This window comes from Deinococcus detaillensis, from assembly GCF_007280555.1.
Classification (GTDB): Bacteria; Deinococcota; Deinococci; order Deinococcales; family Deinococcaceae; genus Deinococcus; species Deinococcus detaillensis.
The window spans coordinates 16558-30542 of the sequence record NZ_VKDB01000017.1; the positions used below are offsets into that span (position 1 = coordinate 16558).

Sequence of the window (13985 nt, forward strand, 5' to 3'; positions counted from 1 at the left end):
TCTTACCTCCGGAGGGTTAAGGATGCCGAACACGCCAACCCGCAGCAGCATGACGATTGGAGCGTTCTCGCAGCTCAGCCGCCTGAGCATCAAAGCGCTGCGGCTCTACGACTCACTCGGCTTGCTTCCACCGGCCTGGATCGACGCCGAGAGCGGCTACCGCTATTACGACCCCGCGCAGCTTGAGCGAGCCAGGCAGATCAGCTTGCTGCGTCAGCTCGACTTGCCGCTGAGTGCCATTGCCGAAGTGCTGGACGCCCCGAGCGCTGAGCGCCGGAAACGGTTTGAGCATCTGTGGCAAGGCGTGGAAGCCGCCCATACGCAGCGGCGCGAACTGGCCGAGTACCTACTGAGCCAAGTCTTCAAAGATCAAGACAGTACCGATCAAAGGAGCCTCGATATGACCCAGACTGCCATGCACATAGATCAGTCAGCCGACAGCAGCTTCACCCTTCAGCAGCGCTTCGTACCTCAGCGGCGCGTCGTCTCTATCACCCGCCGGGTCTTTGTAAATGATCTCAAGGCCTTCTTCGAAGATTCGGGCCGCGTGCTTGCCTTTGTAGAGCAGCAGGGTGCACAGATGGCCGGGCCGATGTTCGCCGTCTATCACGGTGAAGTCAACAACGACAGCGACGGCCCGGTGGAGATCTGCTTTCCGTACAGCGGTGAACTGGCAGCGGAAGGCGAGTTCGCCCTGCGTGACGAGAGCGCCCACCATGAAGCCTACGTCACCCTGACCAAAGCGCAATTCGAGTTTCCCCAGATTCTCAAGGCTTATGACGCGGCGCTCTCATACGCCCAGCAGCTCGGCGAGTGCAGCCAGTTCGCGCCGCGTGAAGTCTACAATCAGGACTGGAACATGGCTGGCCCGAATGATTTGGTGGCCGATGTGGCCTGGCCGTTCGTGCCCGAGGGTCAGGGCTGAGCGAACCGCAGGAGTTCTTGCGCCAGCACCACCTCCGTGCCCGCCAACCCCACCGACAGGAAGAGGGTGATGTCCTCTGGTCGGCGGGACGGCGGGTTCTGGACATACCCGCCGAGCGCCCGTACTGCCGCGCCGGAGAGGGCCCCCAATTGCGCCGGGCTGTCTGTGACGATCAGGGCACAGCGCTCGGCCAGTTCCGGCGGAAACTCGTGACGTTCTTTTTCCTTCGGCCCCAATGTGCAGACGTGCGTGCCGGGACGCACCCACTCGGCCCGAATGACAGGCTTGGCGCTGCTGGTCGCCAGGGTCAGCAACTCGCTCTCAGTACAGACCTGCTCGGCACTTGCGGTGGCTTTGGCGGGCAGACCCAACGCCATCAATTCCGCCGCCAGCTTCTCTCGGTGGACCGCGTCACGACTGTAAATCAAAATACGCGAGAGCGGGCGCACGGTGGCGACGGCCAGAGCGTGCGCCTTCGCCTGAATGCCGCTGCCGATCAGGCCCAACCTCGAAGCTTCGGGGCGAGACAGCACATCCGTTGCCACCGCGCCCAACGCTGATGTTCGCAGCGGCCCCAGGGCGCTTCCCACAATCACACCCTCCACCTGCCCCTGAGCGTTCCAGACGGCCACCAGTTGCTCCTCCAGCGGCGTTTCCACGTTGGGGTAAGCTCGGAAGCCGAAAGCGTCCGGCGTCTCGCCCACCGTGAAAGTCAGTCCAGCGGCTCTCAGACGCGGCGGGGCGGTCAGGTGTCCGGAAGCGTGCAACAGCAAAGCAGTCCGCATGGACTTTACCGCCTGGGCAACGGGAAAGCGGTAAACGTCGGCGTCGGTGAGAAGCTTCATCCCTTTGGGGGCCGGTGATATTGAGCGGGGCGGCCCTGCTCGTCCATCCAGACGATCCAACCGTTTTTAGAAGCGCCAGAAATATCGTCTGCCGCTGTGCTTGGCGAGGTGTACTCCACATTCTTGAGATAACGCAGCCGCCCGTCTTCTAGCAGAAGAACTTCACCCGCTTCCAACATGGTTTGACGGCGTTTGACTACAGATATGGCGTACTCCTTGACCTCAGCGGTGGTAATGCTGCCTGCCTGGATCACCCACTTACCCAGTTCGGGAAGATAAACTGCCTGAGCATCTGCTTGTCCGGGCCGGTAACGGAAGGCAATTTCGCTTAGCGCAGGCAGGGTAGGCGCATCTGACTTGGGCACAGAGAACTTGGCGACCTTGCTGGGCTGTGCCTTGGGCCGCCACTTGCTTTCTTCAGTTTCTAACTTCTTGGGTTCCACCGTGGCTGGACTGGGCAGCTGACTCTGCACCGCGCCCAGCAGCACGTCGCGCTCGGCCTCAGTGGTCAAGCCCATTTTGACCGCTGCCTCAGCCGCATTTTCAAAGGTGTCTATCCCATACTTTTTTTGAACATTTTCGACAATCGGACGCTTTTGCGAGTGAATTTGAGCGTCGTCGCGCCGCTTTTGCTGAGTCTGCTGGACTTCCAAGAGCCGAGTCTCAAACGCACCGCTCATCCAGCTTGCCGCGTCCAGCACGGCAGAGAGATCATCGGCGAACACCCCAGCAGCTTTCTGAACCAATTCGAGTTTCAAGACGATGCGCTCTGAATATGGGCCTTGCATGTGCTCGTCAATGACCACCCACACCCGGCCATCTGTCAGCAGCGCCCAGCGGATACCCTTGCCTCCTGCGTAGGAGGCGACCTGCTGATAATCCTTGTCGTGCAGGCCCACATTCATCCCTTTGAGTTCAAGCACGAATTGATGCTGACCCACCACCACCAGCAAATCGGGCCGAAAGCCGCCCTTGTCGGTTTCCTCGGGAATCACCTCCGCCGGATTCCAGATGTCGAAGCCCGCCGCTTGCAGGAGCGGTAGCACGATAGTCTGCCGCACCACCGCCTCACCCGGATTGGGGTGCAGCGCCAGCCAGTGCTGAATATTCTGAACGACCTGAGCTATACGCCCATGAACGGTTTTGCTGTGTTTGGCGGACATGTCTCAAAAGTTTAACGGAAGACCCGGATTCTCTTGCAATTTCCGGTGCCCGATCCTCTAGACTCTCCCCTATCATGCAACGACTTGCGACGCTCCTGACGTTCGCGCTGGCGGTTTCGGCTGCCGCCCAGAGCGCTCTCCCCGCCAATACCGTCCGCATTCACTACCAGCGTTCCGACACCCAGTACGACGCCTGGGGCCTGCACGTCTGGGAAGACACCAGCGCTACGGTGACCTGGGACAAACCCCTCAAGATTGCGGGCAAAGACGACTTCGGCGTCTACTGGGATGTGCCGCTCAAGCCTAACCCCGTCAAGCTGGGCCTGATCGTCCATTCCGGCGACAAAAAGGACGCGGACAAAGACCTGTTCATGAATCTGGGACTGGGCCATGAGTTGTGGCTCAAGTCGGGCAGTGCCAACGTGGCTTACACCAAGGCCGGGCCGTTCACCGTGGACGCGACTCAGGCGGTCATTGCTCAAGCCGCGCCAGCACCCGCGCCCACGGCTGCCGCAGCCACCATTCCGGCTGGTAACGCCCGCATCAACTATTACCGCCCCGACGGCAAGTACGACGGCTGGGGACTGCACGTCTGGGACGGCGCGAAAGCCCCGACCGAGTGGACCAAACCGCTGGCGCAGACCGGCAAAAATGATTTCGGGGTGTACTGGGACGTGCCCACTGTGGAAGGCTGGACCAAATTGAACTTCATCATCCACAAAGGCGACGACAAAGACCCCGGCCCCGACCAGAGCTTGCCCGCCAGCAGCGGCAATCAAGCCTGGATTATCAGCGGTAGCCCAGCGGTCAATACTGCCCGGCCCGACACCAGCGTGCGGCCCGTGGGCGACCTCAGCCAGCAGCAGGCGATCTGGCTGACCCGCGACACCCTCGCCGTCAAGCCCACGCTCTTGGCGAACGGTGCATTGCTCAACCTCTATTCCAGCACAGCGGGTGACCTCAAGCTGACCCCGGCGGGCGTCACTGGCGGCGAGAACTTGCCCCTGGTGCGCTCAGATGCGGGCGACCAACTCAGCGCGGTCCTCAAAACCAAGTACCCGTATCTGGCCAATTATGCGGTGGTCAAGCTACGCCCCGAGGATGCGGGCAAGGTGGCGGCGGCCCTGCGCGGGCAACTGGCGATCAGCAGCACTGGCCTGGACGACAAGCTGATAGACGCAACGGGCGTGCAACTCTGGGGCGCACTGGACGACTTGTTTGGTTACACCGGGCCACTGGGCGTGACCTGGGCGGGCAGCATTCCGACGCTGACGGTCTGGGCACCCACCGCGCAGGACGTCAAGGTGCTGGTGACGGTGGGCGGTCAGACCAAAACTGTTGCGATGAAAGCCGGAGACAAGGGCAGTTGGAGCGTGACCGGCGACGCGGGCTGGAAGAATGCCCCCTACCGCTATCAGGTCACGGTCTACGCGCCTACCACGGGCAAAGTGGAAACCAATGTCGTGTCCGACCCGTACTCTATTGGCCTGACCGCCGACGGGCAACAATCGCTCGTGACCGATCTCAGCGATACAGCACAGAAACCGGCAGGCTGGGACACCCTCAAGAAGCCGCTACTGAACTCGGTGGGCGACTTGAATTTCTACGAACTCCACCTGCGCGATTTCAGCGTGGCCGACGTCACCGTTCCCGCCGCTGAGCGCGGCACCTATCTGGCGTTCACCCAGCCGAACAGCGACGGAATGAAGCACCTCAAGGCTCTGGCCGACGCGGGCCTCAAGGCCGTTCACCTGCTGCCGACCTTCGACATCGCCTCGCTGCCCAAAGACAAAGCAAGTTGGAAAAGCCCCGGCGACCTCTCCAAGCTCCCGCCCGCCAGCGAGGAGCAACAGGCCGCCGTCAGCGCCGTCAGAGATCAGGACGGCTTCAACTGGGGTTACGACCCCTACCACTACATGACGCCGGAAGGTACTTACGCGGTTAACCCTGATCAGCGCACCAAGGAGTACCGCTCAATGGTCATGGCGCTCAACGCGGCGGGCCTGCGCGTCGTGCAGGACGTGGTGTTCAACCACACCGCCGCCAGCGGCGAGGCCGATAAGAGCGTGCTGGATAAGGTCGTGCCGGGCTATTACCACCGCCTCGACGTCAACGGCGTGGTCGCCAACTCGACTTGCTGCTCCAACACCGCCACCGAACACACCATGATGCGCCGCCTGATGATCGATACGCTGGTGCTGGAGGCCAAACAGTACAGGGTGGACGGCTTCCGCTTCGACTTGATGGGCCACCATCTGGTCAGCGACATGCAGGCCGCCCGCGCCGCGCTGGACGCTTTGACGCTGGCCAAAGACGACGTGGACGGCAAGCAGATCTACCTCTACGGCGAGGGCTGGGACTTCGGTGAGGTGGCTGGGAACGCACGCGGCGTCAACGCCACCCAGGTCAATTTGTACGGGCAGGGCATCGGCACCTTCAACGACCGGATTCGGGACGCGGTGCGCGGCGGCAATCCGTTCGGCGGGCTGCAAGATCAGGGCTTCGCGACGGGGTTGTTGACCCTGCCCAACGGCCAGCCGCAGAACACAGACAAGGCGAAACTTCTCAAACTCACCGATCAGATCAAAGTGGCTCTCAGCGGCAACTTGCGCGACTTCAAGTTCGTGGACAATACGGGCAAAACCGTGACCGGAGCGCAGGTTCCTTACGGCGACGCGCCCACCGGCTACGCGGCCAGCCCCCGCGAGACCATCAACTATGTCTCGGCACACGACAACCAGACGCTGTGGGACGCGGTGCTTCTCAAAGCGCCCCTGAGTGCCACCACCGCTGAGCGGGTCAGGATGCAGAATCTGGCCTACAGCTTGGTGCTGCTGGGTCAGGGCATGCCGTTCATCCACGCGGGCGACGAACTCTTGCGCTCAAAAAGCTTTGACACCGACAGCTACAACAGTGGCGACTGGTTTAACGAAATCGCTTGGACGGGAGCCGACAACGGCTTCGGGCGCGGCCTACCCATCGCCGAGAAAAACAAAGACCAGTGGAACATCTACCGCCCGCTGCTCTCCAATGCGGCCCTCAAGGTGACGGCGGCTGACCGGACGCGGGCCTCAGACAACTTGCGTGAACTGCTGAGCATCCGCAATTCCAGCCCACTGTTCCGACTGCCCACCGCTCAGGCTGTGCAAAATCAACTGAGCTTCCTGAACGCTGGCCCCGCGCAGACGCCCGGCATCATCGTGATGAAGCTCAGCGGCGGGACTGCGCCGTACAAGAGCGTGCTGGTGGTGTTCAATGCCAGCAATGCGGTCTACACCCTCAAAGACGCCAGCCTGACGCCGCTCAAGCTGGACTTGCATCCAGTCCTGAAAGCCAGTTCGGACGCGGCGGTGAAGCAGAGCACCGCCAGCGGCGACACGGTGAGCGTGCCGGGGCTGACGACGGCGGTATTCGTCGGGAAGTGATCGGAGCAAGGTGAGTTGGCGGCAAGGCTGACCAAGCGCCTTGCCACCAAGCTGAATTCGGCTCAGCGGTGTCTGGGCGTTGAACTTATTTCCTGACGCTCACGCTGTACGCCTGGAAACTCTCGTTACTCAGCACGGTGTTGCCGCGCAGGACGATCAGAGAGGAGTTTTCAAAACTCAACTTGACCAGGTAGGTGTAGCCGCTTTTGTACCAGCGGTATTCGTTGCCGCTGTGCTGGCCACCCGTCAGGTACACTCCCGGCGTGCCGTTGTGATTGGTGCTGGCATACGTCACCTTACCCTGATGCTCCCAGATGGTGACGCTGTGCAGGGCCGTGGCTCCGACGAAGGCCGCCTGCGGCTTGTAGCGGCACCGGAAGGTTCCGGAGGGAACTTTAAACTCAAGAATATGGGTCATGCGGTACTGGGGATCACGGGCGTTTTCCACGTTACTCGAATGGATGAAGAAGGTCGGTGCATCGCGCACCGGCATAGCCGAGGGGGTGAGTGCGGTGTAGAGATTGCCTGCGCCCGCGTCGCTGGGGCCGAGCTGATAATCCTGAACGCTGTAATCACTGCCCGCCCATTCCAGCAACTTGACCGGCTGAGTGACCGGTTGGGCCGCGCCACCGGTGCCCTTGGGCTGGGTCACGGCCAGCACCCGGCCCGGTGCATCGCACCAGAAGGCGGCAGGCTCAAAGCCCAAGAACCTGACATAAGATTTCATCTCATAGCCCTGTGCGGTGGTAGGCGAGGCGGCGGCGAGCGAGGCAGCGGCCAGCAGAGAAAGCCAGAGGAGTTTCATAGCCTCAGCCTGATCTTCTAAACTGAGCCGAAGCTGACGAATCGCCCAAGTCTTTACTGCTTTTTGTAGACCAGCCGGGTCAGTGAGAGAGCGGGCAAATCCAGAGTGGCGGACAGCGGCAGACGGATCATTTCGTTTTCGTCGTCCACTGTTTTTTGGGTAAAGGTCTTACCGCCGACGAGCTGATAGCCCGGCAGCGCGGCGGTGAGCGAGTGCGCCTCAGCGGCGGTATTCGTCACCAGCACGGTCAACAGTGGTCCGTCCTGCGCCGCGTGGGTCCAGAGGGCCGGGTTGTCGCTGCTGATGGGCAGCCCGCTTCCGGTAAAAGCGTGAAGCTGCTGGAAGGCGTAGAGGGTGGGCCTCGGGATGCCCGCCAAGTCCACCAAGCCGTGCCCGCCGGTGGCTTGCAGCGCAAAGTAAGCGGCCACCGACGCGCCATTCTCGGCCAGCCGCAAGGTGGCTTCAGCGGCCCACAGCGCTCCGACTTGGTCACTCAGGTGGCGCGGGCGACCCGACACGTACGACAAGCTGTATTCGGTGACGCCCAGCGGCGTGCGGCGGGTGTAGCCCAGCGGGTTGCCGCTCTGGCTGTCCATCAGCGCCCGAAAGCGCTTCACGTCGCGGTCAATCACTGAAACGCTGGCCAGCGCGTCCGCGTCGCTGGACAGGCCGTCGGTGGGGTATTCGTGCCAAGTCAGCAAGTCCACGATGTCACCGCAGCCCTTGACAAACTGCTCCAGAAAGCTGGCGGCTTTATCGCCGGTATTCGACACTGCTGGCCCCGCGAACTTGGCGGACGGGTCGACCTGCAAAATGGCCTGACGCTGCGCCCGGAAGGTGGCGCAGTAGCGCTGAGGCGTCCAAGTCACGTCGCCACGATTGACCGAATACAAATCAGGTTCGTTGCCGATCTCCCAGTACGCCACCTTGAGATTGGCGGCCTGCGCGTCCTTGGCGGCTTGAGCAGCGTCTTGAGGTTGGTTTTTGGCTCCCGGCTTGCCGCCGAACACGCGGGTCTGCACCATCAGGGCAGGCGGGGTCGGGCCGGTGGTCAGCAGTTCCAAGTTGGATTTGAGCGGCACCAAACTGGCCGCCGTCAGGTCATTCTCGTCGCCTACGTTGCCGCCGGGAAAGCGCAGGAGAGTCGGGGCCACGCTCCGCAGGTCTTTTTTGGCTTCCACCACCGGCATCCAGTTGCCGTAATTGAAACCGCCGATCACGCTGGGCGGCAGCGGCATCGGCGTGCCGCTGCCCAGCACCAGTGTGGCGGGCGCGGCAGCGGCGAGGCCCAGCGAAAGAGCAAGCAGCGCGGAGAGTCGAGCATTGAGCAACATGACCCAACTATAAGCACAGCGGTATAGGCACAGTAGCGTAAACACAGCTAAATCAGGCGAGTTTGTACGCCTTGACTTTTCTGGCGGCGCGGCGCAATGTATAGAAACACGATAGAGCGTTTCGATATCACGTTCCGATCAAAGGAGATTCCGCTTATGTCCAGTTCCGTACCTAACTCGCCCGACGCCAATTTGCTGCGCGGCCACCTCGACCTCATTTTGCTGAGCATCATTCAGGGGCAGCCCAAATACGGCCTGGAAATCAGCAAGCAGGCGCAGGAGCGCACCCATGGCTACTTCGATTTGAAAGTCGGCAGCTTGTATCCGGCGCTGCACCGCTTGGAAAAAGCCGGATTCGTGCGCGGCGAATTTCAGCCGGCTCCGCGCAGTGGCAGCCCCGTCAAGGTCTACGCCCTGACCGAAAGCGGCGAGCGCGAACTGGAGGCCAGGCGGCGGGAGTTTGAAACGTTCAGCAAGCAAGTCGGCAAGTTGTGGCAACTGGGTTCGTCAGAACTGGGAGGCACAGCATGAAGCAGACCGAGCGGTATTTGAGGACGGCCACGCAGGGACTGTGGGGCCGGGCGCGGCGCGAACTGCGAACCGAATTGCAGGGGCACATCAACGAGCGGATGGCCGAGTTCCGGCTGGGCGGTCTGAGCTCCGAAGATGCCGAGCGCCAAACCTTGCGCGAACTCGGCACGCCCGTGCGGGTCAGCGGCGGAATGCTGGGCGTTCATACCGTTCCGGCACTGGGCAAAGCGGGTGCGCTGAGTTTGCTGCTGGCGACGACCCTGCTCACCGCCTTGCCGCAGGGGTTGGCACAGGTCAAAAGTATTTACGGCAGTTCCCCAAATACTGGGGAAACCAGCTACTTGGATTTTGAACAGCTGAAGGCAGCCATCGAGAAGGCGGGTGGGGAACTCAGCGGCAAACCAGACAATGCCGTTGTCACGGTGCCAGGTGCGCCGCGTGCCCATTATCCGCTCAACACCATGAACTGGCTAGGAGCGGCTCTGGTACGAGAGAACAAAACTTATCTGAATACTGACCTGCTTATTGGTGGGATCCTCAGCTCCGGTGCAGATTTACGGATTTTGGGTTGGAAAAATCCCACTTTGAGAGCTGGCAAAGCCAACATTCAACTTGAGACGGATGATCAGCGGGTCGTGAGTGATCTGTACACCAATACGTTCGACGGCGACACTGCCTTTAGAGGCGACGGCATCAGCTGGGGTTTTGCTTTGAAGGAGGGTACGGGAAAAGCACTTGGCTTCACCGGGCAATTTAAGAAAGGTGGTGTGTATGCGCTGGTGCTCCCGAAGCTGACCTATTGGACTTCGCTAGGATCGAGTAACAGCCCGCAGGATGGATACGTCATCTTGGGCAGTAGCATTAACCAAGCTCAAACAGGGAGCGTTGCGTTCCAAGTGAGTGACGTCAAGCAGCCGTTCAAACTTTATTCCAGTGTCAGGGATTTTCAGGCCGCACTGGATCCTTACCGCACCATTGCCACTGCCCCAGTCGCCTCCTGGGACGCCACCCACCCCGCCCCGGCGCTGATTCTGGAACTCAGCGGGCATTTCGGGCCAGATGCTTATAGCGTCGTGCCTGCTCAGTCGGTGCGGCGTCCTTAAAAATTCGTTTAACTCCATACTTTGACCACCCTCTCGCGTCTGCGCAGAGGGCGGTGCCGTTTTGAAATTTGTCAAATATTGTTTGCGGCTCAGCGCGTCAGGCGGGCCAGCCAACGTGCCGCCAAGTCCGGTTGTCCGTCACGTACACTCGGCCCGCCGGTCAAGCGCAAATAACCCGCCAGCGGCTGCTCCGGGTCGCTGCCGAGCAGTTCGGCGTCCAGCAGATCAAGCTCAGCTTGAAGCGCTCCCGGCAAATCTGGCCCCGCGACGGCCTGTCCAAAACGGAGGTACGCTTCGGGCTTGGGCTGGCCGCGCAGCACCACCCGGAGAGCCACCGGAATCAGCGCCGCGCCGGAAACCCCCGCCAGCCACGCCGCGCCCGCTTCTATGCGCCGCACCTCGCCGAGCGGTTCCAGACGGCCTTCGGGAAAAACAACCACCCAGTGTCCAGTTTTTGAGGCTCTTAAAGCGGGCCGCAGTTCGTGAGCGCCAATGGCACCGACGAGGCGCAGAAACGGAAAAATAGACAGTTGCCGCTCGGTCATCAGCACGCAGAACGGTTGGCCGAGTTGCCAAGCCACTTCGCGCAGCACGTATCCGTCCCACCATGAGTGATGCGAAGGGGCCAGCACCGCCGCGCCTGACGGCACCTCGCCGCGCACCCACACGCCGCGCAGACCGCTTCTGATCTGAGCGCGAATGGTGCTTCTGAGCATCCACTCAAAAAAGTCAGGTGGGTTGGTCATGTGATCTCACGCGTTTGGCCGAGGCTGCACTGTTTCTCAGGACTGCCCAGACTGCCGCGCCCATCGCCACAGCGGTCAAAAGGGCCGCCAACGGCAAGCCGAGCAGCAACAAACCGAACGGCAAGAAAGCAGCTTCGATCAAGTAGGCGAGGCGGAAATCAGCGGGGAGAGAGGCCTGCGCCTTGCCTGCGGCCTGATACAGTTCCGGCGCAATCTTGCCAAAGGCCCACACCAACCCCGCGCCCACCGCCCACCAGCCCACGAAGTTCTGAATCGGCGCTCCAGCCCACAGCGCTCTGGCGTCACTCCAAGCCCAAAAGCCCTGCGCCGTCATCAGCGGCTCCAGGCCGATGTCCCACGCCACCAAGAGCAGGCCCGCCAGCCAAGCGCGGCCCCTGGTCAGCAGCGCTGCCGATAAAGTCATGGCAAACCAGCCCAGCGGCACCAGCAGCGGCACGCTCAGCAAGGTGAGGCCCGGTGCGCCCGCATAGCTGTAACTGCCAAACGGAAAGCCGGTGCGCGTGCCCAGCACTTCCACGCCCAGTCCGACGCCAAAGGCCAGCGCCGCCAGAATCAGCGATTTAGGGCCGACTTTTTGCCAGGCCCAACTCAGGCCCGCCAAGAAGAGCGCCCCGGTACTCAGCGTGCCGAGGAGTGGGAAACCGTCCGGCCACAAAGGAACCGGAATTTTGAGCAGCACGTACAGCAGCAAAAAGCCCTGCCAAGGCTGAAACACCCGCTTGAGAACGTTGACCCGCGTGAGCGCCACCGGATGCAAAAAGGCCATCAGGCCCGTCGCGATCAGCAAGTTGGTAATGAGGAAAAAGATCATTTCCTCAACGGGCAAGACCCCGCCCAGATTCCAACCCAGCGTGTAGCGCGGCGAAATGCTCCAGATGCCCTGCGAGATGGCAAAGAGATCGGTGGCCCACAAATACAAAGTCGGCGGGATGGTCGCCAGCCAAAACAGGCGCGGCCTGCCCATCACCAAGTCGCCGCCAAAAGCCGACAGCCCTGCCAAGACCGGAGCGGCCCACGCCAAGATCAGCCCCATGTAGAAGGTCGGCTCGAACCTCAGCATCACCACGCCCGCAAACGCCACACCCAGCCACAAGCCCGCCAAGCCCCAGCGCGTCAGCAGCGGCGCGGCAGAAATGCGCGGCGGGCCGGAGCGGCGCAGCAGGAAGTACAGCCACAGCCCCGTGATCAGCGTCTGCAAAGCGAAGAAAGCGTATTCCTCGTAGGGCACGTAGAGCAGGCGGCCCAGCACTCTCTCCGGCGGATAATTCCAGACCTGCTTGAACACCAAGTAGTTGTCCCAAGGCGTCGTGTACAGCATGGGAATCAGCGGAAACAGCAAGAAAGTCGTCCAGGCCCATTTGTTTTCAGGTCGGAACTCTCCCGCTACCGGCTGCCCCTGACGGGTTTGCCACCACGTCAGGGCGATCAGCAGCAGCAGCGGCGGCAAGATGAAGGTGAGGTGGTACTGAAGGTAAGTCATGGCAACAGAGGGCAGCCGCTCCGCTCATTCACCCCCGCCGCCTTCATTTGCCCAGCCCCCAGACCTTGCGCCGCGTCATGTCGTGAATCAGCACCCGCGCCGCGTTCCTTCCCGACGCGCCCATGATGCCGCCGCCGGGGTGGGTACTCGCGCCGGTCAGGTACAGCCCCTTGACGCCCGGCCATTTGTACTGGCTGGCCTGCATCCAGGGCCGGAACGAAAACATCTGGTCGAATGACATCTCCAAGTGCATCACGTTGCCCCGGTGCAGGCCCAGATTGCTTTCCAGCCACTGCGGCGTCTGAACCAGTTCGCCCACGATCATGTCGCGTGTGCCGGGCGCGTAGTGCTCGAAGGCGGTCAAGATGTTGTCGCGGGCCTCGGCCACCCGGCTCTCCCACGTTCCAGACGCCAACTCATACGGGTAATACTGCGCCCACAGCCACAGCACGTCGCAGCCGGGAGGGGCCAGAGCGTCGTCCACCGCGCTGAAACTCATAGCGATGATGGGCGGGTCGGTGGTGGGTTCTCCGGCCAGGTATTCGCCGTAAGCCTTCATCAGTTGGCGCTCGTTTTTGATCAGCAGGCCCAGCGCCACCCGTGAGTCCGGCTCGGTGTGATTGCGGTATTTGACCTTGCCATTGAGGGCCAGCCGCAAAATCATGCCGAAGCCGTTGCCGACGCGCACCCGTTTGGCCGCTTCCGGCACATATTCATCGGGCAGAGCGGCGGCAGTTGTTAGGATGTGGCTGCCTGCCACCACCGAGCGGCCCGTGAAGCGGCTGCCATCTTCGAGTTCAATGCCGGTGGCCTTTCCGTTTTCCACCAAAATGCGCTTGACGGGGGCGTTGACGAACACCTGCCCACCGTTTTCTTCAATCGCCAGCCTGAGCGCTTTGGTCAGGCCGCCGCTGCCGCCTTTGGGCCGCGCCACGCCGCCCTGGTGGTACAGCGGGTGCCACAGCAAAAAGGGAGCGCTGAGCGGGTCGGACGGGGGCGGGCCGGACTGGGCGGCCATCCAGGTCAGCGGCGCTCTGACCCGTTCTTCGCTGAACGTCTCGCGGGCCACGTCGCCGTAGGGGCGCAAAATGGTGGCGAGTTGCTTGCTCATGTCGCGGCCCTTGCCGCTGTTGACCAGCATCTTACCGAGTTCCAGCGGGCCGGGGGCAGAGTTGAATAGGTCGGCCACCGCATCGGCGAACGGCGTCCAGTCGTTTAGGAATTTACGGTAAGCGTCACCCTGTTTGGGGAAAATCTGGTTGAGTTCGTCGATGGTGCGCTCGGCGTCACGGTACATGAACCAGGGCGTTTCACCGTCTGAGGCTTGAAACATCGGATCGACTTCCAAGTAGTGCAGGCCGTAACGGTTAAGTTCCAGTTCCTGCACCACCTTGGTCATCCGAATCAGAATGTGGGCGCTGCCGCCGTAGTCGAAGCGGTAGCCGGGCACCAGTTCTTCGGTGCTCACCGCTCCGCCGACGATGTGCCGCCGTTCAAAAACGCCGACCTTGAGGCCCGCTTGCGCGGCATACGCCGCTGTCACCAGGGCGTTGTGACCCGCGCCCATCACCAGTACGTCAAAATCGGGCATCTGCTCATTATGCCGT

General features: G+C 61.8%; 11 protein-coding genes. 4 read left to right on the top strand and 7 right to left on the bottom strand.

Annotated features, from left to right (window positions below; translation table 11 throughout):
- Positions 1–22 precede the first annotated feature (22 nt).
- The gene (locus FNU79_RS13705; RefSeq protein WP_143721378.1) at positions 23–925 is read left to right on the top strand and encodes a MerR family transcriptional regulator; all 903 of its coding nucleotides are present in this window, start codon (positions 23–25) and stop codon (positions 923–925) included.
- On the opposite strand, the gene FNU79_RS13710 is transcribed toward FNU79_RS13705, so the two are convergent.
- Both FNU79_RS13710 and FNU79_RS13715 read right to left on the bottom strand, forming a co-directional pair.
- A complete protein-coding gene (locus tag FNU79_RS13710; protein ID WP_143721379.1) occupies positions 916–1770 on the bottom strand; it encodes an ornithine cyclodeaminase family protein in 855 nt (284 codons plus the stop codon). The two genes, FNU79_RS13705 and FNU79_RS13710, sit on opposite strands and share 10 nt — an antisense overlap.
- On the bottom strand, positions 1767–2933 hold the full coding sequence (locus FNU79_RS13715) for a DUF4357 domain-containing protein (protein ID WP_143721380.1): 1167 nt from the start codon (positions 2931–2933) through the stop codon (positions 1767–1769). Before FNU79_RS13715 ends, FNU79_RS13710 begins: the two co-directional genes overlap by 4 nt.
- 74 nt (positions 2934–3007) lie before the next feature.
- Between FNU79_RS13715 and pulA the strand changes: the two genes are divergently transcribed.
- Positions 3008–6358 (top strand): pullulanase-type alpha-1,6-glucosidase, encoded by a 3351-nt coding sequence (gene pulA, locus FNU79_RS13720; protein WP_143721381.1) that lies wholly within the window; start codon positions 3008–3010, stop codon positions 6356–6358.
- An 85-nt stretch (positions 6359–6443) separates the two neighbouring features.
- Here pulA and FNU79_RS13725 read toward each other — a convergent pair whose 3' ends face one another.
- Both FNU79_RS13725 and FNU79_RS13730 read right to left on the bottom strand, forming a co-directional pair.
- Positions 6444–7163 carry a hypothetical protein gene (locus FNU79_RS13725; protein WP_143721382.1) on the bottom strand — a complete coding sequence of 240 codons (720 nt, stop codon included), beginning with the start codon at positions 7161–7163 and terminating at the stop codon, positions 6444–6446.
- Positions 7164–7216: 53 nt separating this feature from the next.
- Positions 7217–8497, bottom strand: a complete 1281-nt coding sequence (locus FNU79_RS13730; protein ID WP_143721383.1) for a GH39 family glycosyl hydrolase — start codon at positions 8495–8497, stop codon at positions 7217–7219.
- A 156-nt stretch (positions 8498–8653) separates the two neighbouring features.
- On the opposite strand from FNU79_RS13730, the gene FNU79_RS13735 reads away from it, so the two are divergent.
- Both FNU79_RS13735 and FNU79_RS13740 read left to right on the top strand, forming a co-directional pair.
- A complete protein-coding gene (locus FNU79_RS13735) occupies positions 8654–9028 on the top strand; it encodes a PadR family transcriptional regulator (RefSeq protein WP_143721384.1) in 375 nt (124 codons plus the stop codon).
- Positions 9025–10131 carry a permease prefix domain 1-containing protein gene (locus tag FNU79_RS13740; protein WP_143721385.1) on the top strand — a complete coding sequence of 369 codons (1107 nt, stop codon included), beginning with the start codon at positions 9025–9027 and terminating at the stop codon, positions 10129–10131. The genes FNU79_RS13735 and FNU79_RS13740 overlap by 4 nt, the downstream gene beginning before the upstream one ends.
- Before the next feature lie 89 nt (positions 10132–10220).
- On the opposite strand, the gene FNU79_RS13745 is transcribed toward FNU79_RS13740, so the two are convergent.
- The 3 genes from FNU79_RS13745 to FNU79_RS13755 are packed head-to-tail and all read right to left on the bottom strand — an operon-like array spanning position 10221 to position 13969.
- Positions 10221–10877, bottom strand: a complete 657-nt coding sequence (locus tag FNU79_RS13745; RefSeq protein ID WP_225430072.1) for a lysophospholipid acyltransferase family protein — start codon at positions 10875–10877, stop codon at positions 10221–10223.
- Positions 10861–12378 (bottom strand): carotenoid biosynthesis protein, encoded by a 1518-nt coding sequence (locus FNU79_RS19665; RefSeq protein WP_143721386.1) that lies wholly within the window; start codon positions 12376–12378, stop codon positions 10861–10863. Before FNU79_RS19665 ends, FNU79_RS13745 begins: the two co-directional genes overlap by 17 nt.
- A gap of 43 nt (positions 12379–12421) precedes the next feature.
- A complete protein-coding gene (locus tag FNU79_RS13755) occupies positions 12422–13969 on the bottom strand; it encodes a phytoene desaturase family protein (RefSeq protein ID WP_143721387.1) in 1548 nt (515 codons plus the stop codon).
- Positions 13970–13985: the final 16 nt, after the last annotated feature.

Excerpts from the sequence above, each read along its gene's own strand:
- FNU79_RS13755 (WP_143721387.1), bottom strand. The coding sequence starts at position 13,969 with ATGCCCGATTTTGACGTACTGGTGATGGGCGCGGGTCACAACGCCCTG.
- FNU79_RS13740 (WP_143721385.1), top strand. The coding sequence starts at position 9,025 with ATGAAGCAGACCGAGCGGTATTTGAGGACGGCCACGCAGGGACTGTGG.
- FNU79_RS19665 (WP_143721386.1), bottom strand. The coding sequence starts at position 12,378 with ATGACTTACCTTCAGTACCACCTCACCTTCATCTTGCCGCCGCTGCTG.
- FNU79_RS13730 (WP_143721383.1), bottom strand. The coding sequence starts at position 8,497 with ATGTTGCTCAATGCTCGACTCTCCGCGCTGCTTGCTCTTTCGCTGGGC.
- FNU79_RS13710 (WP_143721379.1), bottom strand. The coding sequence starts at position 1,770 with ATGAAGCTTCTCACCGACGCCGACGTTTACCGCTTTCCCGTTGCCCAG.
- FNU79_RS13745 (WP_225430072.1), bottom strand. The coding sequence starts at position 10,877 with ATGACCAACCCACCTGACTTTTTTGAGTGGATGCTCAGAAGCACCATT.
- pulA (WP_143721381.1), top strand. The coding sequence starts at position 3,008 with ATGCAACGACTTGCGACGCTCCTGACGTTCGCGCTGGCGGTTTCGGCT.
- FNU79_RS13705 (WP_143721378.1), top strand. The coding sequence starts at position 23 with ATGCCGAACACGCCAACCCGCAGCAGCATGACGATTGGAGCGTTCTCG.
- FNU79_RS13735 (WP_143721384.1), top strand. The coding sequence starts at position 8,654 with ATGTCCAGTTCCGTACCTAACTCGCCCGACGCCAATTTGCTGCGCGGC.
- FNU79_RS13715 (WP_143721380.1), bottom strand. The coding sequence starts at position 2,933 with ATGTCCGCCAAACACAGCAAAACCGTTCATGGGCGTATAGCTCAGGTC.
- FNU79_RS13725 (WP_143721382.1), bottom strand. The coding sequence starts at position 7,163 with ATGAAACTCCTCTGGCTTTCTCTGCTGGCCGCTGCCTCGCTCGCCGCC.